25 protein-coding genes are annotated in these 20,456 nt (G+C 38.3%); 19 read left to right on the top strand and 6 right to left on the bottom strand.

Features of this window, described 5'->3' with window-relative positions:
• The first annotated feature begins 98 nt into the window (after positions 1–98).
• The 11 genes from IHV10_RS13425 to IHV10_RS13375 all read left to right on the top strand — a co-directional run bounded on the left by IHV10_RS13425 (position 99) and on the right by IHV10_RS13375 (position 7,996).
• Positions 99–626 (top strand): AAA family ATPase, encoded by a 528-nt coding sequence (locus tag IHV10_RS13425; protein ID WP_197130439.1) that lies wholly within the window; start codon positions 99–101, stop codon positions 624–626.
• A gap of 110 nt (positions 627–736) precedes the next feature.
• Positions 737–1,201, top strand: coding sequence for a GNAT family N-acetyltransferase (locus IHV10_RS13420; RefSeq protein WP_370629672.1), 465 nt, complete (start codon positions 737–739; stop codon positions 1,199–1,201).
• 65 nt (positions 1,202–1,266) lie between these two features.
• A complete protein-coding gene (locus IHV10_RS13415) occupies positions 1,267–1,554 on the top strand; it encodes a hypothetical protein (RefSeq protein WP_197130434.1) in 288 nt (95 codons plus the stop codon).
• A gap of 30 nt (positions 1,555–1,584) precedes the next feature.
• Complete coding sequence (locus IHV10_RS13410; protein ID WP_197130431.1) at positions 1,585–1,878, top strand: hypothetical protein; 294 nt, start codon at positions 1,585–1,587, stop codon at positions 1,876–1,878.
• Between the two features lie 292 nt (positions 1,879–2,170).
• Positions 2,171–2,776, top strand: coding sequence for a nucleotidyltransferase domain-containing protein (locus tag IHV10_RS13405; RefSeq protein WP_197130426.1), 606 nt, complete (start codon positions 2,171–2,173; stop codon positions 2,774–2,776).
• 94 nt (positions 2,777–2,870) lie between these two features.
• Positions 2,871–5,054 (top strand): type IA DNA topoisomerase, encoded by a 2,184-nt coding sequence (gene topB, locus IHV10_RS13400; protein ID WP_197130422.1) that lies wholly within the window; start codon positions 2,871–2,873, stop codon positions 5,052–5,054.
• A 66-nt stretch (positions 5,055–5,120) separates the two neighbouring features.
• A complete protein-coding gene (locus IHV10_RS13395) occupies positions 5,121–5,402 on the top strand; it encodes a hypothetical protein (protein ID WP_137789128.1) in 282 nt (93 codons plus the stop codon).
• Positions 5,403–5,645: 243 nt separating this feature from the next.
• Positions 5,646–5,966 (top strand): PadR family transcriptional regulator, encoded by a 321-nt coding sequence (locus IHV10_RS13390; protein WP_197131159.1) that lies wholly within the window; start codon positions 5,646–5,648, stop codon positions 5,964–5,966.
• Positions 5,967–6,024: 58 nt separating this feature from the next.
• Positions 6,025–6,366: a DUF1048 domain-containing protein gene (locus tag IHV10_RS13385; protein ID WP_197130419.1), complete on the top strand. Its 342-nt coding sequence runs from the start codon at positions 6,025–6,027 to the stop codon at positions 6,364–6,366.
• A gap of 118 nt (positions 6,367–6,484) precedes the next feature.
• A complete protein-coding gene (locus tag IHV10_RS13380) occupies positions 6,485–7,246 on the top strand; it encodes an ABC transporter ATP-binding protein (protein WP_197130416.1) in 762 nt (253 codons plus the stop codon).
• Positions 7,247–7,996: an ABC transporter permease gene (locus IHV10_RS13375; protein ID WP_197130413.1), complete on the top strand. Its 750-nt coding sequence runs from the start codon at positions 7,247–7,249 to the stop codon at positions 7,994–7,996. It abuts the gene before it with no gap.
• A gap of 54 nt (positions 7,997–8,050) precedes the next feature.
• Here the strand turns inward: IHV10_RS13375 and IHV10_RS13370 are convergent, their stop codons facing one another.
• Positions 8,051–8,704, bottom strand: a complete 654-nt coding sequence (locus IHV10_RS13370; RefSeq protein ID WP_197130411.1) for a M23 family metallopeptidase — start codon at positions 8,702–8,704, stop codon at positions 8,051–8,053.
• Between the two features lie 292 nt (positions 8,705–8,996).
• Here IHV10_RS13370 and IHV10_RS13365 point away from each other — a divergent pair, with 292 nt between their 5' ends.
• Positions 8,997–9,434, top strand: a complete 438-nt coding sequence (locus tag IHV10_RS13365; RefSeq protein ID WP_197130408.1) for a VOC family protein — start codon at positions 8,997–8,999, stop codon at positions 9,432–9,434.
• Between the two features lie 44 nt (positions 9,435–9,478).
• On the opposite strand, the gene IHV10_RS13360 is transcribed toward IHV10_RS13365, so the two are convergent.
• Positions 9,479–9,736: a hypothetical protein gene (locus IHV10_RS13360; protein ID WP_197130405.1), complete on the bottom strand. Its 258-nt coding sequence runs from the start codon at positions 9,734–9,736 to the stop codon at positions 9,479–9,481.
• A gap of 186 nt (positions 9,737–9,922) precedes the next feature.
• Between IHV10_RS13360 and IHV10_RS13355 the strand changes: the two genes are divergently transcribed.
• Positions 9,923–10,396, top strand: a complete 474-nt coding sequence (locus tag IHV10_RS13355; RefSeq protein WP_197130402.1) for a YjdJ family protein — start codon at positions 9,923–9,925, stop codon at positions 10,394–10,396.
• 491 nt (positions 10,397–10,887) lie between these two features.
• Here the strand turns inward: IHV10_RS13355 and IHV10_RS13350 are convergent, their stop codons facing one another.
• Complete coding sequence (locus IHV10_RS13350) at positions 10,888–12,672, bottom strand: hypothetical protein (protein WP_197130399.1); 1,785 nt, start codon at positions 12,670–12,672, stop codon at positions 10,888–10,890.
• A 16-nt stretch (positions 12,673–12,688) separates the two neighbouring features.
• Positions 12,689–13,198, bottom strand: coding sequence for a BclA C-terminal domain-containing protein (locus IHV10_RS13345; RefSeq protein ID WP_197130395.1), 510 nt, complete (start codon positions 13,196–13,198; stop codon positions 12,689–12,691).
• A gap of 647 nt (positions 13,199–13,845) precedes the next feature.
• Between IHV10_RS13345 and IHV10_RS13340 the strand changes: the two genes are divergently transcribed.
• Positions 13,846–15,396, top strand: coding sequence for a hypothetical protein (locus IHV10_RS13340; protein WP_197130392.1), 1,551 nt, complete (start codon positions 13,846–13,848; stop codon positions 15,394–15,396).
• Positions 15,397–15,922: 526 nt separating this feature from the next.
• On the top strand, positions 15,923–16,606 hold the full coding sequence (locus IHV10_RS13335; RefSeq protein ID WP_197130389.1) for an N-acetylmuramoyl-L-alanine amidase family protein: 684 nt from the start codon (positions 15,923–15,925) through the stop codon (positions 16,604–16,606).
• Between the two features lie 47 nt (positions 16,607–16,653).
• On the opposite strand, the gene IHV10_RS13330 is transcribed toward IHV10_RS13335, so the two are convergent.
• Positions 16,654–17,100 carry a hypothetical protein gene (locus IHV10_RS13330; RefSeq protein ID WP_197130385.1) on the bottom strand — a complete coding sequence of 149 codons (447 nt, stop codon included), beginning with the start codon at positions 17,098–17,100 and terminating at the stop codon, positions 16,654–16,656.
• A gap of 89 nt (positions 17,101–17,189) precedes the next feature.
• Here IHV10_RS13330 and IHV10_RS13325 point away from each other — a divergent pair, with 89 nt between their 5' ends.
• From IHV10_RS13325 to IHV10_RS13315, 3 genes are all read left to right on the top strand, one after another.
• On the top strand, positions 17,190–17,732 hold the full coding sequence (locus tag IHV10_RS13325) for a TetR/AcrR family transcriptional regulator (RefSeq protein ID WP_197130382.1): 543 nt from the start codon (positions 17,190–17,192) through the stop codon (positions 17,730–17,732).
• A gap of 332 nt (positions 17,733–18,064) precedes the next feature.
• Positions 18,065–18,337: an AbrB/MazE/SpoVT family DNA-binding domain-containing protein gene (locus IHV10_RS13320; protein ID WP_197130379.1), complete on the top strand. Its 273-nt coding sequence runs from the start codon at positions 18,065–18,067 to the stop codon at positions 18,335–18,337.
• 16 nt (positions 18,338–18,353) lie between these two features.
• Complete coding sequence (locus IHV10_RS13315) at positions 18,354–18,890, top strand: AAA family ATPase (protein ID WP_197130376.1); 537 nt, start codon at positions 18,354–18,356, stop codon at positions 18,888–18,890.
• A gap of 61 nt (positions 18,891–18,951) precedes the next feature.
• Here IHV10_RS13315 and IHV10_RS13310 read toward each other — a convergent pair whose 3' ends face one another.
• Positions 18,952–19,731, bottom strand: a complete 780-nt coding sequence (locus tag IHV10_RS13310; protein ID WP_197130373.1) for a LysM peptidoglycan-binding domain-containing protein — start codon at positions 19,729–19,731, stop codon at positions 18,952–18,954.
• A gap of 177 nt (positions 19,732–19,908) precedes the next feature.
• Between IHV10_RS13310 and IHV10_RS13305 the strand changes: the two genes are divergently transcribed.
• Entirely contained in the window at positions 19,909–20,397 is a 489-nt protein-coding gene (locus IHV10_RS13305) for an ankyrin repeat domain-containing protein (RefSeq protein ID WP_197130371.1), read from the top strand.
• The last annotated feature ends 59 nt before the right edge of the window (positions 20,398–20,456 follow it).

The following is a 20,456-nucleotide window of genomic DNA, read 5'->3' as shown; positions in this document are numbered from 1 at the left end:
GCACTTTTCTTTATGACCAAATGGAAGAAGAAGGGATTCGAGATGCAGATTTAGAATTAAAGCATAGACTCATGTCTAACATATGAGGAGATCAGGAAATGTTCAATAAATTTAGGTTTGATACCATTTATGATGAACAGAATGCAATAACACCCTTAGTCGTTATGATGTGTGGCGTAGCCGGTTCCGGAAAAACTACTTTTTCACAACAGTTAGAGAAGAAAGGTTTTATTCGCCTTTCAATTGATGAAGAAATATGGTCTACCCATGGTCGTTGGGGCATTGACTTTCCTATGGAAAAATTCGAGGAATACAGAAGAGAAGCAGAAAATAAATTACGTCAGCGGCTCATTCAGTTAATACACGGTAAACAACAAGTAGTCATCGATTTTAGCTTTTGGGATCGTTCAAGAAGGATCCAATATAAAAAGCTGATTGAAGAAGCTGGAGGTAAATGGATGTTGATTTATTTAAAGGTTCATCCGGATGAGTTACGAAAGCGGTTAAAGATACGGAACAAACGCTTTGATGCGAATTCTTTCCCAATTTCAGAGGAACGATTGGCTTCTTACCTTAATGGTTTTGAAGTTCCAAAAGATGAAGGGGAAATCGTAGTTGAAAATTAAACATTTTGAAGGGGAAATTTCATATGTTATCAACTGATTGTTATACCTATAAGATTAAAGGGGGAAGAAAAGTAACGGTAAGAGATGCTTCCATACAGGATGCTGAAAGGATGTTAATGGTTGCCCCAAAATCATTGGTGGACGCTCCTTACATGTTAACTACTGTGGAGGATCTTAAAAGGTTAAGCCTAGAAGATATCAAAAATGAGTTAGAAAATTACGCAGCAAATCCAAATTACCTTAAACTCATTGCTGAATATGAAAATGAGATTGCAGGTGTGATTGATTTTAAAAACGGCAACAAAGAAAAGGTTGCACATCAAGGTACTTTTGCGATGACCGTGTTACCCCAATATCGAAATCTTGGTGTTGGAAGAGCGCTGATAGAATCACTAATTTCTTGGGCAAGAAAAAATGAAAACATTGAAAAGGTTTGTCTAGAGGTCATGGAAGACAACCACGGTGCCATACACTTATATAAAGCACTGAATTTTGTTGAAGAAGGAAGAAAAGCAAAAGCGATTAAAATGAATGGACGATATCAAGATTTAATTCTGATGGCTTTATTTGTTTAATTACTGAAGACCTTCCATATATCCATTGAGAATATCTTGATCGATTAGAACAGGGGGTGATGAAGTTGGCATTTGTAATAGCCTCAGGAATTTTAGTCTTTTTAGTATTTTTAGCAATACGTCTTACTAAAGGTAAAACAACAAAAAGAAAACTCATCGTTTGGGGTTCTTTCATTATGGTGGGTATTAATCCGTTCTTAACTTTTCTCATTTCTATTCCAGTTGGTGTAGCAGTCGGTGATGGGTTTGCTGCTGTGGGTATGATGATGCTGTTATTACCTGCTTTCTTTGTCATTGGATTGATTACGTTGTTGGCAGGGGTTTTTACGACTAATAAGGTTGAGGATGCATAAGAGATTTCAAGTTTGAAAGGAAGATGGTAAGTGAAGTTGCAAGGACCTATCACGTTTACATTAGTTATGTTTACAGGTACACTTCTAAAATTCTTTATTCCAGAGCAATGGACAGTCTGGCAAGGTGCCTTATTGGCTGGAGGGATAGTTGGAATCATGTTATGGGGCTTTATTAAACTTGGAATAGCCAAGAAAACAATATCCACTTGGTTAGGCATTTCATTAATGATTGCAGCTTTTTTTACCTCTGTATATCTTTCGAATCTTTATGAAAAGGGCCCAAATACTTTAAATCAGAACAGGACTTTTAATGAACTAAATTAATAGGTTGTGGTAGGGAGTGGTGGGATAGTATGGAGTTATCATTACCAGAGAATGTTAAGAGGTACTATTGGTATCTGTTTCCAATAGTGATGCTCTTATTGACATTACATGCAGCTCTTTATGGAAAGGATCTCCATTACATCGGTCTTAATGAACTCGAGGACCTTGGTCGCTTAATTTTTGTTTTTTTAGTTAAAGCTTGCGAAAGTGCTCTAATTACAGTTTTGTTAATATGGTTATATACTAAAATGAAATCTAAATATAAAAATCTCTAAGAAAGTTCGAGTTTATAATGAGTGAAATCAAAGAAATCTGGAAACCACTCTCGGTTTACGAGATCCAGGGTATATTAAGCCCAATTCCTATACAATGGTGGATTGCTGGTGGCTGGGCACTAGATTTATATATAGATAGAATGACCCGAGAACATGATGATATTGATGTGGTCATTTTGAGATCTGAACACTTACTATTACAAAAGTATTTGTACGCTAAATGGGAAGGATACAAAGCATTCAAAGGAAAATTAACACCTTGGAACAAGAACGAAAAACTTGAAATTCATTTTGATAATCTCTGGTTTAAGAAAAAGGGAGAGTCTACTTGGGCTTTTCAAGTGATGATCATAGATTCAGAGAATGATTATTGGATTTATAAACGAAATGGTACAATAAGAAAGAAGCTGTCGGATATTGAAATGACAACTTCTGCTGAAGTCCCTTATTTAAGACCAGAAATTCAGCTTTTATATAAGGGTGGCAGTTCAGTGATTAGGGAAAAAGATAAGCTAGATTTAGAGAATGTCTTGCCAGCGCTGGATAATGTAAGTAGAGAATGGTTAAGAGATTCATTGACCATTCAGTATCCTAATGGTCATCCATGGATTGAACGTAAATAGTTCACATAATAGGAAACGAGAGTAAGGGTGGTGTATCGCTTCCCTTATTTTCTTTTTCTGTAAGTAAAATTTTTCAGTAAAAAGGTGAAGTCCTATGAGTAAAATCGTTATTTTAGCAGAAAAACCATCACAAGCGAAGGCTTATGCAGACGCCTTTACGGTAAAGAAAAAAGATAAAACATTTATCGAATTAAACCCATGCAGCATCTTTTCGAATGGCGCGACCATTACATGGGGAATCGGCCATTTAGTTGAGCTGAAGCAACCTAAAGAATATAAGTCTGAATGGGGAACGTGGCGTTTGTCTTCTCTACCCATCTTGCCTGAACGCTATGAATTCAAGGTAGCAACGGGAAAGTATGAACAGTTTAACGCGGTAAAACGGTTATTTAAAGAAGCGGACATCATCATTAACGGATGTGATGTGGATCGTGAAGGTTCGAATATCTTTTATTCCATCTACCATATGACAGGTGTGAGAGGCAAAACGATTAAACGCCTATGGATTAATTCTCTAGAAGTCGATGAGGTTCGTAAAGGATTTTCGAATCTTCATGATAACGAGAAAGATCTATTGCTTTATGCTGAAGCCAAAACACGTCAGATCTCTGATTGGCTCGTTGGCATGAACGGAAGTCGCCTTTATACGTTACTGTTGCAGCAAAAGGGACTTACGGATAGCTTGAGCATTGGTAGGGTGCAGTCGCCAACAACGTACTTGATCTACCAAAGGCACCTTGAGATTGAGAATTTCGTGGCTAAACCTTTTTATGAGATTGAAGGGAACTTTACGGCCGCAAACGGAAAGTATCGGGGCAAAGCCAAAATTAAAAGTGAGAAACAAGAAGAAGTTCAAAGGCTGCTAGATAAGCACAACATTACAGGAAAAGATACGGGTATCATTAAAGCCGTTTCGAAAAAGGAAATGAGAATCAAATCACCTAAGTTGCACTCGCTCTCGACGTTACAGGCAACAGCGAACAGAAGATGGAAATACAGTCCAAAGAAGGTATTGGATACGGTTCAGAAATTGTACGATAAGAAAATCCTATCGTATCCAAGAACAGACACACAATACATTACAGAGAATGAGTTTGCGTACCTATCAGCGAACTTTGAGTCTTATCAGAATCTTATAGAGAACCGTTTTGTAGCCGCCTCTAAACGACCTAGTAAAAGATATGTAGACGGATCAAAGGTTCAAGAGCACTATGCCATTATCCCAACAAAACAGATTCCAACTTCTGCAAAGATTCAAGGATTATCGATAGAAGAAAAGAACATTTACTTTGAAGTGTTAAACACGACACTTGCCATGTTTCATCATGACTATGTTTACGAAGAGACAAAAGTTACAACGAGCGTGAACGGTTTAGACTTTGAAACTGTTGGGAAAACGGAGATCAGCAAAGGGTGGAAAGAATTGTTCACCTATGGAACAAAAGATAAAGAAAACATCGCTTCTAAGAAAGATGAAAACGCACCACAAGCTCTTCCTATACTTGAAAAAGGCGAGCAAGTGGAGAGTATCGTCAAAATGAAAGAAGGGATGACAACCCCTCCGAAACCTTATACAGAAGGGCAACTCATCTCGATGATGAAAACATGTGGTAAGTCAGTGGAGAATGAAGAAGAAATGGAAATCCTAAAAGAAGTAGAAGGCTTAGGTACAGAAGCAACACGAAGTGGAATCATTGAAACCATAAAAAAGCACCAATACATTGAAGTGAAAAAGAACATTGTTCACATAACCGAAAAAGGAAAAATTCTGTGTCAGTCCATAGAAGGAAATCTACTGTCCAGTCCGTCCATGACCGCTAAATGGGAAACCTATTTGAAGAAAATCGGTAACGGAGATGGGACACCTCAAGCTTTTTTGGGAAGCATTACAAAGTTTCTCAATAAATTGATTGAAGAAGTACCTGAACAATTGAATGCGGCTCCTATCCAGCAGAGTATTGATGGAGTTAAGAAGGAGAGTCAAAAACCGATTGCTACATGTCCACGGTGTAAAAAAGGAAAGATCAGCGTAAGTCGTTCTTATTATAAATGCTCAGAACATGCTAATGGTTGCAAACAAACTTTTCCAGGGAAATTACTTGGTAAGGCGATAACGGAAAAACAGGTGAAGGACCTGTGTACGAAAGGGAAAACAAGTCTCATCAAAGGCTTTAAGCCAAAAGCGAAAGAAAAGAAAAAGTTCAGTGCGATGCTCATTTTAAAGGATGATTTAACGATTGGATTTGAGTTTGCTAATACCCCATTCGTAAAGAAATAAAAGGTATGATTTGGATAGAATTCTTATAATTTAGTAAGAGTGGATTAAAGGGGGTATGAGTAAATCATGGAAACATGGGTGACAATTTTAACTTTTGTTATACTCGTTCTTTCTTTTGTGGTTATGTATCTTTCTGTAAAACACAAAAGTAAAAAGAATATTCTTCTAATTCTACTCAGTATGCTTATTGCTGCTTTTCCACTGACTTATGCGCTTTATGATGATTACATGAATGAATATATAGGAGCTAATATTGGACTTGGTCTTGCCTTTCTTCTTACATGGATTATTACAGGTATAATACTCTTGGTAGCATTGATAAAGCTAATTCGTGCCCGTCGTTCTTGAATATAATTTAATGAGCAAACACGAAAAGACTCGACCTATCTAGGCGAGTCTTTTCACTATTTAATGGTGATTCTCAATAAACTAACTATTTTTTGGAAAACAGTTGACATTTATAGTACTCAGTCATACAATGTAGAGGTAATAAGTAACACTTAATAGTAATGGTGAACTTAACTCTATTTTTTTAAAGCGGTACTAAGTCATACTTATTATAGGTCAGATGAAATAAAGGAGGCTTTTGACATCGAACATTTAACAGAAATGCTAAAAGGTTCACTTGAAGGCTGCGTGTTGGAAATTATCAGCCGTCATGAGACCTATGGCTATGAGATTACACGCCGCTTAAACGATCTAGGGTTTACAGAAGTGGTGGAGGGTACGGTATACACGATCCTCGTCCGATTGGAAAAGAAGAAATTAGTAGACATCGTCAAGAAGCCGTCAGATATGGGACCACCTAGAAAGTTTTATACGCTGAATGAAGCTGGCAGACAAGAACTAGAATCATTCTGGCGAAAATGGGATTTTGTATCTTCAAAGATTAATGTATTGAAATCACGCTAAGTTCATAAAGTGTTTCGGAAGCATGATGAATGGAAAGGATCAAAAGGAGGAAAGAAATATGTTGGAATGGATTAAAAAGATGATCGGTGATAAGAAAGAATACAAAATGATGATGGCTCGTGTTGAAGCTCTTCCGGAGGATTATCAGTTTGTATTTAAAAAGATTCAAACGTATATGTGGAACTTTTCATCTGGAAATGGGATGGATATGCTACACATTCAGTATGAGTTGATTGATCTGTTTGAAGCAGGAGCAGCACAAGGGAGACCAGTGCTAGACATTACAGGGCAAGACGTGGCATCTTTCGCAGATGAACTCGTAGCAAACGCCAAAACTTATTTTGCTAAATATCGTGAAGATCTGAACCAAAGTATTCAGAAGGAATTAGGAAAAGAGTAACATTTATGGCTGAATAGAATGTACTGTGAACTATTCAGTTATTTTTTACTCGGTATTAAGTAACACTTATTATCAGTGATACTGAATAGTGAAATCATAATCTAATAGGAGGAAAAACATGAATGTAAAAGCGATTTCTATAAAAGGCTTAAAAAAGTCTTTCAAAGATAAGGAAGTTTTAATAGGAGTAGATATAGAGGTGAATAGGGGAGAAATCTACGCTTTGTTAGGATCAAACGGAGCGGGGAAGACGACGATCGTCAACATTCTTTCCACATTGATGAAAGCGGATGAAGGGGAAGCGATAATTTGTGGATATGATGTCGATCGTCAAACCGATGGAGTTCGTCAGAGCATTAGTTTAACAGGACAGTTTGCAGCCTTAGACGGAATGCTTACTGGGCGTGAAAACCTTATGATGATTGCTAAATTAAGAGGTGTTAACAATCCAGGTGAAGTCGCAGATCATTTACTTGCAAGATTCAGCTTAACGGAAGCTGCGAACAAACGCAGTGACCAATATTCTGGGGGTATGAAACGAAGGCTGGATATTGCCATGAGTCTGATTGGAACACCGGACGTTATTTTTCTCGATGAACCAACAACAGGACTTGATCCTGAAGCACGTATTGAAGTTTGGAACACTGTAAAAGAACTTGCCAATGGCGGAACGACGATATTACTGACCACACAATACTTGGAAGAAGCCGAGCAGCTCGCGGACCGTATTGCGATATTACATGGTGGAAAAATCATCAAGACCGGTACGCTGCAAGAACTAAAAAAGATGTTCCCGAAAGCGAAAGTGGAGTACGTTGAAAAGCAGCCATCACTAGAGGATATTTTCCTCAACATGATCGGTAAAAAGGAGAGTGTGTAAATGAATAGTATAACAGGAACTTTATTAGGTCGATTAATGCGTAATATCATGCGAAGTCCGGATACGATTATCACGGTGGCTATTACCCCGATTATGATGATGCTATTGTTTGTTTATGTATTCGGAGGGGCGATTGAGGCAGGGACAGACAACTATGTGAATTACTTATTACCAGGCATTTTGCTGATGGCGATCGCATCAGGTGTGGCTTATACTTCTGTTCGGCTGTTTACAGATGTGAAGAGCGGGTTAATGGCACGTTTCATTACCATGCCAATCAAAAGATCGTCCGTATTGTGGGCACATGTTTTAACCTCACTGGTTTCTAATGCCCTTACGATTGTAATTGTAATCTTAGTCGCCTTGCTGATGGGTTTTCGTTCTAACGCAGGACTTTTAGATTGGCTTTCTGTAGCCGGAATACTTGGACTATTTACATTAGCGCTAACTTGGCTCGCCGTTATTCCGGGTTTAACAGCAAGCTCAATGGAAGGAGCAACAGCTTATTCGTACCCGCTCGTTTTCTTACCCTTTATCAGTTCAGCATTCGTACCAACAGAAACGATGCCTAAGGTCGTGCGGATCTTTGCTGAAAACCAACCCGTAACATCTATTGTGAACGCGATTCGTGCTCTATTATATGAGGGACCAGTGGGAAATGATATCTGGATTGCGCTTACTTGGTGTATCGGAATTATGGTGGTTGCTTACTTCTTTGCTAGTAAAAAGGTCAAACGACAGTTGGGATAAATGAAGTGAACGATAAAAAGAGACAAAGCGAGAGTTGCTTTGTCTCTTTTGCTATTAGTTTTTAAAAGGAAGGTCATCTTCAGAGGAAGATTGATAGCCATCTCCAATGATGTAAATGCTTTGGTTATCTGGACTAGAAACTTTGGTATATAGAACATTTCTAGGAGATAACACCGTGCTAGCTGTACCTGCTTTTATAATATTAGAACTTGATCCTAACGTTGGAGAATATTGATAATAAGTCGTATCTGTATCAATTTCAAAGTGAAGGTGTGGCCCAGTTGAATACAATCCTGTATTACCATAGTTCCCTAATCGTGTATCTTTTGTAACACTCTGCCCTTTAGATACAGCAATTGAAGCTAAGTGATTATAACGGAACACAAGATCTTTCGTTGCTTTCGTTGAATGGATGTAGGCTGCAGGATATTTCACAATGACGGTGTTTCCTAAAACGTTATCGTAGCCTGTTGCTAAGACTTTACCCGTTCCACTCGCCCAAACCGCTCTGCTGCTGTTAGAGGATGTTAAGTCCCATCCATAATGTTTGAAACCAAACTTCTTCTGATAGTTAGCATTCAAGTACCCGGCCGTGATATAAGCGTTGTTGATCGGTTGAATCAACTTTTGGGCTGCCGACGCAAATGATGGAACAACGAGCACGAGTGAAAAAACAAGCACAGTAAATAGACTGATAAACTTTTTCATAATAACTCTCCTCCTCTTAATGTGTTCCAATATAATGCAGAAAAGGAAATATGTATACGAGTTTCGGGAACATCGAGAAAAGATGATAAGGTCTTACTACAGAAGTCTATTTACATGACCTGTTTTTAGTAGTTTTTGTGTGTATCTATTTAACTAGATAAGTATTTTAGAATAGGATGGAAACTTTGAGCGTAGGAAGCTTCCAAATAGGTACTTTCAATTCAGAAAAGGTTTAAGAGTAGTGCAATCGAATATATCTTATGAGTAAAAATGAACATCGGAGGAATTGATTATGAAGGTTAATAGAATGGATCATGTGAGTATAAACGTAAACAATCTTTCAGAAGCGAAAGCATTTTTCCAAGATATAGGGCTTGAAGTGAAAGCGGAATGGGAAATGCAAGGAGATCAGTTGGACAGGATTGTTGGACTAAAAAAAGTTAGAACGAGCTGTGTAGCTTTAGGAATGCCTGAAGGTCAGACCTGGATAGAACTAGTCAAATTTTATACGCCGTCAGATGATTCAGATACGCAACAACCCTCACCAAATACACTAGGCATTCGACATATCTGCTTTGCTGTTGAGGAGCTTGAAGCGATCGTTGCTATTTTGAAAAAGAAGGGTATGGAGACCTTTAGTGAGATCGAGCAATATGAAGACAGTTATAAACTATGCTACGTTCGTGGACCAGAGGGAATTATTTTAGAGTTAGCAGAGAAAATCGGATAATTATAAAGACCAGACTATAATCTGGTCTATTGCAGTTGGATAGATTAGGGCTTATTCCAAGTTACGATCAAGAAAAAAACAGTAATGATCACGATTAATCCAGATAGAGTTAGTGTCAAGATACTTGCCGTTTTCCATTTCCCTTTACCAGAGAAAAGTGTTAAGATCCAGGCTACAATATAGCCCCATAGAGCAAACCATGCATAAGAAGCTGCAAAGAATCCAATGTACTTTCCAAGCCAAGTTGGAATCAAACCCACGATAAAAATGATTATTGCAAATAACCCCAAGTACTTTTTCATAAATGGCTGCACCTCAGTTTATGATATATGTATTAAATTACCATATTATGTATGCTAGTGGTGAGAAACTTACTGCCTCTCAAGAATTAATTTGCCTTAGAGTAAAAGTTAGTCAAAAAGTAGTAAGCGACGAAAGGAATTGCATGGTAAAATAAGGTACATAATCAAGCGAGAGGAAATCAACTTATGTCATATGTGATTCAATTTGTTTTAGCAGTTATTGTGTTTCTTTTTTCAACGTTTTCAGCATGGTATGAAGGAAGTGAATTAAGAGATACGTGGTGGGAATGGAAGTACTCGGCTATGTTTTCAAACTGGAAGCATGGAACCGTAACCAATGTCTCTGAGATATCTGGATTCGATCATTTCATTTACGCCGCAAAATTTAAACCACTGTTTCCAATACTCATGATAATCAGTTTGCTGTATATTCTTGTGTTACTTGCTACTTGGCTTTTCAGAAATCACACAAACAAACTGAGCGTATTGTTTAGCTTACTCGGTCTTACATTATTTCTAGCCAGTTCGTTAACATTTAGATCTCCGACTATGGGTCTGGAATGGTTTACTTGGCTGTTTCTGTTAGCTGGAATGTCGAGTAGTATCGCTGCAGTAATGTTGAGGATAAAATTCACATCGAATAATCAAGAGGTATATTAAAGTTTGCATATCTTCGAGAAGAAGAAGTTTATTAAAAACCATTTAATAAACAGTGTATCTACATGAAGAAAGTGAATGAATAATGGAGAAATCATTCCTCTATCCAGTTACGTCTTTCATCTCATTAATTTCTACAACATTTTTAATCATCATGTATTTGAATTGTATCGATATAGTTAGTGAACGATACTTCTTTCCAACTATATGATAGGGTATATACTAGCCATTATTCTAGGGTTTAGCATTTAGAATACAAATGTTAAAAAAGTGGCTTTATGGTCAGTAGGAATTGTATTAATGCTTCTTTTTCTAGCCATAATGATCACTGTTCTTCTTTGTACTGGTGGTGAACCATAATAAGTTAATTCTATTAAAAATGACCAGACGATAAATCTGGTCATTTTTAATGCTATCATTTTTACATAAATGACAAAGTCAATTTGGCAAAAAAAATTTTTGCGGTTTGGAATTGATATTGGTAATTATAGCGATTAGAAGATGCTATTCCTTTGAACATCGAAAACAGCAGGTGTGATGGAGGCAGGAGATGGAGGGATTGATGTATAACCGATTGGCATGAATGTAGGCGGTGGCGGGATAACCTGTGTTACGGTTATATCCGTACCGTTGCCATACGGAGGACCAACATAGCTGAAGAAGTTATCATAAACTTGTATTTGCCCATTAGTTGGTACAGATGTTCCTCCACCACTGTAATCCAAATACACCGCGAGCCGTGTAGGGTTAGGGTTAATAAACGTATTATCTTGAATTAAGATTTGCGCATACCCTGCAAAGGTATTAGCTCCTCCGACAAAGAAGATAACGGTGCTCCCGCTTCTCGCTCCATGGTTTATATAATTTTCTGTAATGAATAAGGAGAGAGCAATGGCATTTTGGTTAATGAGAAACGGCTGGGACCAACTGAAGATACTATTGTTTGAAAGTTGTAACGTACCTGTAGCAAAGGCGCTCGCACTTGAGACTTCAATTGAGAATGTTCGTCTACTAGTTGCACCACCATTGAAAATGTTTCCGTAAAACAAAGAGTTCGTACTGGATTGAAGCACGACAGCATCGCGGTCTCCCGTATGAATGATTGTATTTCCGATGTACTGAAAATTAGCAACATCAAGGAAAGACCCACGTCTACCTCCATCTAAAATATTATAGCGAATAATATCGTTTGTATACTGAAGGAACGGTAAAAATGACCTCAACGCCACGCTAAATAACGCATTTGAACCAAGTCCTGCCCCGGTAGGGCCAATAAAATGAATATTTTCCACGGTTACGTTATCCTCAGCGATGATCAAATACGAAAAGTCCAGAGATCCAGTGATGCTGAAATTCACTTCGGTTAAAGAAGCTGAAATGCCTCGTAAAGTTAGTGGTTTGTTGATGGTTAGAGGGGTGGCTGAGGTAATGGAGGCTGTATAGGTACCTGGAGACAATTCGATCGTGTCACCTGGAGCAGCTGCCGTAATAGCCGCTTGGATACTTGGATAATTAATTCCTTGCGTGATATTTCGAATGCGAAGCGCTTGAGGATCAATGTTTTCTCCGATTGTAATGAAATCAAATTCCTGATCGGTATTAAAGATCACCGTCGTAAGGGCCGTTGAAACGAGCCTTACAGCCGACGTCCGAACAACCGCAGCACTGGTGCTGATGTCATAAGTACCAGGTGTTAAGATGATTCGGCTGATCGTATTATTGTTAAGCGCTGCTAGTAGGCCAGCGCTGGTACTTACCGTTACGGTCGTCTGAAGTCCTAGTTTTTGAATAAATACAGACGCGGTATCATTCGCCTGTGTTCCACCTGCTGGCGTTTGAAGTGTCACCGTTAACGGAACGACATTTGTATGATATCGGACGGTTAACGTCGCAGGTACTGTATCCACTGTAAGAATGGTTTGTCCCATGTTTTGCTGGTTAATATCATCTGAACCATAGATAGTGCCAGGAACAAGGATTCCGCCGTTAAATAGAGCAAACTGGTTCTTGATATCACCACTTACGGAAAAAGAGATGTAATAATCACCAGGAACATTAATTACGATCTCAGCGGTTCCAGCTGTATGGGTAACGATGCCAGAGTTTGGGCCGTTGCTATCAAACAGAATGTCTGTTTCCGGCAATAGAGCTTGTTCACTTAAATTATAGATGAACGCAAAATCCGAGGATGCTCCCGGCGGACCTGCGGGACCTTGTGGACCTTGAATGAGTGTGGGGTTGAATAGACATGGATAACATTCTGATTGTCTATCTTTCAAGTTCATAACCTCCTTTCTACAACCTCTGAATGAGTATAGAGGCTGTGACGTTGTTGGCTGTTCCGCCGGCAAGTGTTTCTAGCAAAACGGATGTTGCTGAAGTAAAGTTCCGTAATGTAAGGGTAGAAGAGCTAGTAACTGTAATTATGGCTACTCCTGTATTCTGCTGATCCGTATCATTTGATCCGTATATGCTGCCGGCTACAAGTCCTCCATTTAGGAATAGGGCAAATTGATTTGCTTGCTGGGCCGTAACAGAAAAGAGAATTTTATAGTTACCAGGTGTATTGATTGTAATAATGGAATCACCCACGGTATGAGCAATTGAACCAAAAATGCTTCCGTTCGTATCAAACGTCACATCTGCTTGGGGATCAACCGATTGAGCGGTTGATTGATAAATAAATGCATAATCTGTGGAAGCTGCCGTGCCTGCTGCGCCCGCTGGTCCTTGTGGCCCTTGTGGCCCAGGTACTGGAACAATCGTACAACAACAATTGCAACTATGACAATTTCTACAAGACATAAAATCACCTCAAAGAATAAAAATATTACCAAAAAAAGAGCTAGTAACAGTAATAGGATATGCTGAAAGACAAGTTATGTGATTTTAGTTAATTAAAGAAGCTAGATTTTCTGCTGACAAACAAATGGTCATTATGAAACGTGGATAATTTGTATTTCAATAGTTAGGAGGACTATGAATGCAACAGATAGACTTGTTTTAAATTTAGTTCCTCCCGCTCATTAAGATGAATTCTAGTTTACTTGTAAATTCTAAGGAGTATCGTCAGAATTGTTAAAATGAATCTTAACATGTACATCATTCTCGAATTCCATAACGCAAGGTTCTGTCGCTTCTATGAGAAATTTCTTTACGACGACCAGATATATTTGCTGGTCTTTATATCCTTTTAAATAGAAATGGTTATCGTAAAGATTTGGCAGATATTTTTCGAATAAATTTCGTCAGCTGTAGCAACATGCGGATTTTCCAGAAATTGAGATATAAGATCAATATGTCTCAAAACCGTGAAGTAACAGAACGGAAATGTGGATACCTAACGAGAAAAAATGAGAACAAATGCATGGTTTAATTCTTCAGTAAATATTCACCTTAGTAAAGATCCTTTCATATGATAATCCGCAACCATCTATGGAAAGGAAAATATTATGGACAAACAACATGATTGCGTATGTGATTTTATAAAGTGTCTTCAAGTTGGTCAAAATATCACAATTGTTACTAATAGAGGCGGGCAAATTTTATTAACTTTCTTGGAAGTTAAAAATAATTGTGTATATGGAACAGATCCAGTTGGAAGACCCATCGTTCTTGATTGTGATTGTATTGTCGGTATAGAACTTTCTCCGACAATAGGATGTCGTGTAGATATCTTATCAGCCGCCATTATTGTATGTAATGACACGATTAATGGTAAAGTAACTTGCAATGGTGTTCCCGTATCAGGAGCAGTTGTAACGTTTCAATCAGCACCATCCATCCTCACCTTTTCACCAAATCCAATTGTTACCGACTCGTTTGGTAACTTCAGTGTTGAAGTAGATGTTCCTGTGGGTACGCCTGAAACAGACGTTGTAATCACAGCTTCTACTATAGTAAACGGTAGAACGATTTCCACAACGGATACGTCGATGGTAATGTGTCCTTCAGCTTTGTGTACACTGGAACTTATCCCTTCTGAACTGCCTTTTAACTGTACAGGTAATGTCTTTGGAATTGTTACATGTGGAGGTCAGCCGATTGAAGGGGTAACAGTAAACTTTAGTAGTAGCAACCCAAACTTTACATTAAATCCTCCATCAGATATCACTGATTCACAGGGCGATGTAGCTACAGGTGTTAATATAGCATCAGGTACTCCTTCACAGACAGCGGTCATAACAGGAACAGCTACAATTGGAGCACAAGTTTTGAGCACTTCAATTACAGTGACAGGTTCTTGTGCGAGTACCTGTACCCTCACACTTACTGCTGCTCCAGATATTAATTGTACAGGAACCATATCTGGTACGCTTACGTGTGGAGGAGTTCCACAACCAGGAGTAACGATTAACTTTACTCAATTCCCTGAAGCTGTAGCAACCATTCCATCTACAACTACTTCAGCAACTGGAACGTTTACAACGAATGTGACCGTTCCTCTAGGTACGGCACCAACATCAACAATCGTGACAGCTTCTGCAACAGTTGGCGGTCAAACCGTTGCTAGTTCCATAGATATTGACTTTAGTTGTCCAGAAGAAGAACTATGTCCTTGTAAGTTCCAATTAGGAGTTGCAGGAACAGGAGCGCCAGCAACAGCCAATATTATTAATGGAGGAGTACCATCTACTGTAGCAGGAACGATAAATGTATCTGCAGTTCAATGTTATATTGCAGGGCCAGGATGTAACCCTGCAGTAGATAACTTTAGTATTACATTCTCAGGTGGCAGCTTCACATTTAACCTCATTCAAGGAAGGAGAATCCGTATTTCTTGTATTGATGGTACAGGTGCTACTCTTGAAGGTACAGCAACAGCATCCGGGACTTCAACGCTTCAAGGACTGTTTGATGTGTTTATCGGTTTCACATTATCGGGGAACACTGCGACTTGGAACATATTGGCCACAAATTCTGCTGGCGATTCATTCAGTACTACCTTTACTTCCGCGGTTACTCCACAAACAGCGATTGGAGATTGTGGAACGCAGTTCTAAAGGATTATCATCTAAATAATTATGGTGCTAATTTAAAAAATCAAAGTAGAAAAAATACTCAGAGTACTTAATACTCTGAGTATTGTTCATAAAATGACGTTATATAGGATTTAAGGTGTAAATGAATTGCTATTGATTCTTAATGATAAAGATTATAATTTTGCATCTTTGATTAAATAAAAATAAAAAGTATGTACTTCAAGCCTAACTTCAACTGAAGTTAGGCTATTAATTATTAACCAATTCTTTTTTTGTCTTGTGGAGTCTTACGGATTTTTTTATCAGCAAATCTAATAGACTTAAGAAATTACGCATAAAAGACACCCCATATCCTTGTAATGCATGATATAGAGAAGTATTACTCTCTATGTAATAGATTATGAGGGAAGAAATCTATTTGATTGGACACGATCAAACAAAAGGCGTTTGTACGTTACCTTTTTATAAGCATTATTTTAAAAGACTCTAGTAAAGTACAAACCTTTTTCATAGATTCCACATATGATGAATAATAGGGGTGATGAAAATGGTGAAAATTTTTATTGATCCGGGTCATGGTGGTTCTGATCCTGGAGGTGTGGGGAACAACCTCACAGAAAAAACACTTACTCTTCAAATAGGCATTCGAATCAGAGATATTTTACTTGCTGAATATAGCAATATTTCAATTTTAATGAGCCGTACTTCGGATGTAACGAAGTCTTTAACAGACCGAACCAATGCTGCAAACGCTTGGGGAGCAGATTTTTTTCTATCGATTCATACGAATGCGGGTGGGGGAACAGGGTACGAAGATTATATCTATCCGGGTTCAACAGCACCAACGACGACGTATCAAGATAATGTGCATGCCGAAATTTTGAAAATCGTAAATTTCAGCGATCGTGGTCAGAAGACAGCAAACTTTCATGTATTACGTGAATCGAACATGCCTGCTCTATTAACGGAGAATGGGTTTATTGATAACGTAAATGACGCCAATAAACTAAAAACGGCGTCCTTTATTGAAAATATTGCGCGTGGACATGTAAATGGAATTGTGAAGAGCTTCAACCTTCCTAAAAAAGCAATTTATCACACAGTGGTAAGTGGAGATACGGTCTATGCTCTTAGTCAGCAATATGGCAGCACAATTCAGCAGATTAAAAGTTGGAACAATCTAGATAATAACTACAGCATCTATCCAGGTCAGATTTTGAGAGTGAAGTAATACCAAATACACTGCAATTAAAGTGTATTTGGTATTTTTTTTAACAACTACGCCAACTTTATTCCTTTTCGATAAGCTTCAAAAAATGCGAATGCTAAAAACGTAAAAGCTCCCCATAAGATCCATGCTGCACCAAAGCTAATCTGATCTGAATTTGTACCGTAAACCCAAGTTCCCCAAGTCAAAACGATTCCATCAAAGAAAGTAGCTGTTGCAAGACCTAGTCCAATGCCAGGAACAATCTGGAGCGGCTTAAGATCTGCACCTTTAATGATGAGTAAAACGGAAAGCCAAGATACTGGTATAGCGAGTGCGAAGGAAATCAGACTTCCTTCTCTGCCAAATAAACCAACGGAATATCCGAATTTAACAGCCATTGCTCCACTAAACCAAAAGACAATTCCAAATGCAATTAGAATTCCTGTTTGTTTCATACTAAATAAACGTGGTTTCTCTGACTCAATAACTTCTGCAACTTCAGTGTTCTTCATCATATGACTCCCTCCCATTTTTAAAATGTAGCACTTGCTACATAAATAAAATGTAGCATATACTACATAAAAAATGCAACGAGGGAAATGTGATGAAAAAAGGCGAATTACGTAAACAAGAACTACAAGATAAAATGGCAAAGCAAATTCTTGAAAATGGTTTACAAGCGGGAAGTTTGAGAAATTTAGCACAAGCGGCAGGGACGAGTGACAGAATGTTGCTTCATTATTATCATGACAAAGAAGAGCTTATGAAAGAAGTGTTAACTCAAATATCCGATAACCTGATTACTATTCTTGAACAGGCGCGAACAGTTTCTATTCCTTTTAATCAATTAGTACCCCACCTGTACAAATTGATTAAAAACCCTGTCGTGAAACCCTACATTCAACTTTGGCTCGAGTTAATTGCAAGAGCTTCTAAAAAAGAAGAGCCTTACCATTCGATTGCAAAACAGATTGGGGACAGTTTTATTCATTACTGCTCTGAGCTCATTCAAGCTGACGATAAAGAAAAAGAGAAATTAGCGCCTTTAACATTCATCATTATAGAGGGAATAGCTATGCTAGATGCAATTGATTTTGAGTCTAATATTGAAAAAGCATTGAATGCCTTATCTGACTTTAAAAAATAGTTTTAGAAAAGTTAGTGTGGCCATAACATGTTATTAGAAAAAACTTGCTTGAAGCTTACAGTTATCTGACTGTAGGTTTTTTATTTTGGGAAAATGTTATAGGTTTTTTGACTCATGACAAATTAGTAATATCATTTTCTCGCATCTTACACACATAAATTAGTCCTTTCTGCCCATTAAATTAACCCAACTCATATCCTCTTCCTATTTATTGAAGTTTTTGAGATGATTAATTCAACGAAAAAACATTATTTACCAAGTGTTGGAGTAAGGTGACATGTATTACAGAATTTACTACTTCGTTTGGAAGAAAGAAAAGGAAGGTAAAGCATATGAAAAGCACGGGGATTGTAAGAAAAGTAGATGAGTTAGGAAGAATTGTTATTCCGATTGAACTGCGACGTATGATGAATCTAGACATTAAAGATGGGATCGAGATTTTTGTAGAGAATGACCGCATTATTTTAAAGAAATACATACCGAATAACTCGTGCGTGATTACAGGAGAAGTGACAGATCAAAATGCCATGTGTGCAGGCGGGAAGTTCGTACTCAGTCCGAATGGTGCAAAAGCGCTTTTAGAAGAATTAGAATTAAAGTTCTAAGTATGGAGGAACACCAGTGACAACAGAACATGCAAGAACCGTTTATCTCCTATCAGGACCAGCAGGAGTCGGGAAATCAACAACTGCGATCGAGCTTGTAAAAAGTCTATCCAATAGCGCGTATCTCTCTGGTGATGATATAAGTCATATGCATATTAACGGCAGAAAGAAACCTTGGCAAAGTGAACAGGAGCATGATTTGATCTGGAATAACATTCTTCACCTTACTAGGAACTTCATTGATCATGGCTGTGACGTTGTGATCGATTACATAACCTTTCCAAAGGATGCAGAGTGGCTAAAACTTCTATTCGATAAATCCAACGTAATCATCAAGTATGTTGTCCTTTGGGCAGATGAAAAGACGTTAGTAAAAAGAGATGCTTTGCGGGATGCAGAAGAGCAAATGGGTGAAAGGTGTTTAATCCTTTTTCATGAGTTCTTGAACTCAAGACTAGACTCTAAGCATCTGCTTCATACAAGTTTACTTACTCCAAAGGACTTGCAACAAGTCGTTCAAGAAATAATGCTTGAAAACAGATTCATTCAATAATAAAAAACATGCGGCTTTAAGCGCTGCATGCTTTTTTAGTGGAAAGTCGTGCGGAAGATCCTTATTTTTTAAATAGTTGTACCCAAGCTCCCTCAAAATAGCCAACCCCAATGGAGTCATAGTTAGAGCTTAAAATATTTTGGCGGTGCCCAGGACTGTTCATCCAATCTGTCATAACAGCTTGAGGTGAAGTTTGTCCTTTTGCAATGTTCTCACCCGCAGCTGTGTAATCGATTCCAAAGCTGCGCATCATGTCAAACGGAGAACCGTAAGTAGGTGAGTTGTGATCAAAATAGTTATTCTGAATCATGTCTTTAGCTTTTGCCAAAGCAACATTGCTGAGTTCAGCATCAAGTGTTAATGGGGCAAGGCCGGCTTTTTGACGCTCTGCATTCACAAGCTGTGAAACTTGAGTAGCAGTTGAGCCGACAGAAGGTTGTGCAGGAGCTGCGGATTTTGGTGCTGGCTGTTGTTTGGCAACAGATGCTGGCAGCTCGATCACTTGTCCAGGATAAACCCAATTGATCTCTTTGATCTGAGGGTTTGCCTGTTGAATTGCCCATAAACTAACATTTGACGCCGAAGCGATTTTGTTAAGAGTCTCTCCATTTACTACTTTGTGTAGATTTGAAGACGATGGAATGTATAACGTTTGACCAGGATAGATGTTATGGCTTGTCAAACGATTCATTCCGATTACATGTGATACGCTTACATTTTGATGCTGTGCGATCTTCCACAGTGTGTCATTTTGCTGAACCGTATATGGTGTTGAAGCATGTGCTGCAGTTGTCATTACAAGAAAAGCAGCCAATGATAAAGATAATATTTTTAAACGCATAATATCCCCCGAATATCCAGTTCCCCCAACGACTTTCACAATTTAAATGTTCACATAATTTCGACCGCGAAACAACTGGGAATGAGAGAAAAATTTTGTAAATAAATGTATGTAAAAGGGTTTTCGTGTCGGGAAGTCGAAGTAGTCTTACAACAACAATTAGAAAGGGTGGATACTATGAATCTGCACCAAGCAGCAATGGATGGGAATTTAACAATAGTTGAGGAACTTTTGAAAAACGAAGATACAAACATAAACAGGCTCAGTGAAGGGTGGTCACCTCTTCATCTAGCCGCACACTTTGGACATATGGAAATCGTGAAGTTACTACTTGAACATGGAGCTGATGTTCATGTGAAGTCAGGAAACAACATGGCGAACACGCCGCTTCATGCCGCTGCAGCGAATATGAAGAATCGCCAAGAGATGATCAGTCTCCTATTATCACACGGAGCCGACATTAACGAAAAGCAGAGTGGAGGCTGGACGATTCTACATCAAGCCGCTCAGCACAACGATCCTGAAATGATCGCTTACTTTGTTGAAAAAGGAGCAGATCCATACCTTGCTAAAGAGGACGGAAAAACAGCCCTTGAACTGGCGGAAGATGAAGAAGCACATGAAGCAGCGGATATTTTGAGAAACTGCACATTAAATAAAATCTAAAATACAGGATGCGTCCTGTATTTTTCTTTTTCTCATAATTTGTTATTATAGGAAAGGTA

Origin of the sequence: Fictibacillus sp. 5RED26 (assembly GCF_015903895.1) — a bacterium.
In the GTDB taxonomy this organism is placed as follows: domain Bacteria; phylum Bacillota; class Bacilli; order Bacillales; family Fictibacillaceae; genus Fictibacillus; species Fictibacillus phosphorivorans.
The sequence above is the reverse complement of the archived record's forward strand: the minus strand, read 5'-3'. Positions and strand labels throughout refer to the sequence as shown.

Coding starts and splice junctions, on each gene's coding strand:
- IHV10_RS13375 (WP_197130413.1), top strand. CDS start 7,247: ATGAATAGTATAACAGGAACTTTATTAGGTCGATTAATGCGTAATATC.
- IHV10_RS13365 (WP_197130408.1), top strand. CDS start 8,997: ATGAAGGTTAATAGAATGGATCATGTGAGTATAAACGTAAACAATCTT.
- IHV10_RS13425 (WP_197130439.1), top strand. CDS start 99: ATGTTCAATAAATTTAGGTTTGATACCATTTATGATGAACAGAATGCA.
- IHV10_RS13345 (WP_197130395.1), bottom strand. CDS start 13,198: ATGTCTTGTAGAAATTGTCATAGTTGCAATTGTTGTTGTACGATTGTT.
- IHV10_RS13380 (WP_197130416.1), top strand. CDS start 6,485: ATGAATGTAAAAGCGATTTCTATAAAAGGCTTAAAAAAGTCTTTCAAA.
- IHV10_RS13395 (WP_137789128.1), top strand. CDS start 5,121: ATGGAAACATGGGTGACAATTTTAACTTTTGTTATACTCGTTCTTTCT.
- topB (WP_197130422.1), top strand. CDS start 2,871: ATGAGTAAAATCGTTATTTTAGCAGAAAAACCATCACAAGCGAAGGCT.
- IHV10_RS13420 (WP_370629672.1), top strand. CDS start 737: ATGTTAATGGTTGCCCCAAAATCATTGGTGGACGCTCCTTACATGTTA.
- IHV10_RS13405 (WP_197130426.1), top strand. CDS start 2,171: ATGAGTGAAATCAAAGAAATCTGGAAACCACTCTCGGTTTACGAGATC.
- IHV10_RS13340 (WP_197130392.1), top strand. CDS start 13,846: ATGGACAAACAACATGATTGCGTATGTGATTTTATAAAGTGTCTTCAA.
- IHV10_RS13335 (WP_197130389.1), top strand. CDS start 15,923: ATGGTGAAAATTTTTATTGATCCGGGTCATGGTGGTTCTGATCCTGGA.
- IHV10_RS13385 (WP_197130419.1), top strand. CDS start 6,025: ATGTTGGAATGGATTAAAAAGATGATCGGTGATAAGAAAGAATACAAA.
- IHV10_RS13355 (WP_197130402.1), top strand. CDS start 9,923: ATGTCATATGTGATTCAATTTGTTTTAGCAGTTATTGTGTTTCTTTTT.
- IHV10_RS13370 (WP_197130411.1), bottom strand. CDS start 8,704: ATGAAAAAGTTTATCAGTCTATTTACTGTGCTTGTTTTTTCACTCGTG.
- IHV10_RS13330 (WP_197130385.1), bottom strand. CDS start 17,100: ATGATGAAGAACACTGAAGTTGCAGAAGTTATTGAGTCAGAGAAACCA.
- IHV10_RS13360 (WP_197130405.1), bottom strand. CDS start 9,736: ATGAAAAAGTACTTGGGGTTATTTGCAATAATCATTTTTATCGTGGGT.
- IHV10_RS13305 (WP_197130371.1), top strand. CDS start 19,909: ATGAATCTGCACCAAGCAGCAATGGATGGGAATTTAACAATAGTTGAG.
- IHV10_RS13320 (WP_197130379.1), top strand. CDS start 18,065: ATGAAAAGCACGGGGATTGTAAGAAAAGTAGATGAGTTAGGAAGAATT.
- IHV10_RS13325 (WP_197130382.1), top strand. CDS start 17,190: ATGAAAAAAGGCGAATTACGTAAACAAGAACTACAAGATAAAATGGCA.
- IHV10_RS13310 (WP_197130373.1), bottom strand. CDS start 19,731: ATGCGTTTAAAAATATTATCTTTATCATTGGCTGCTTTTCTTGTAATG.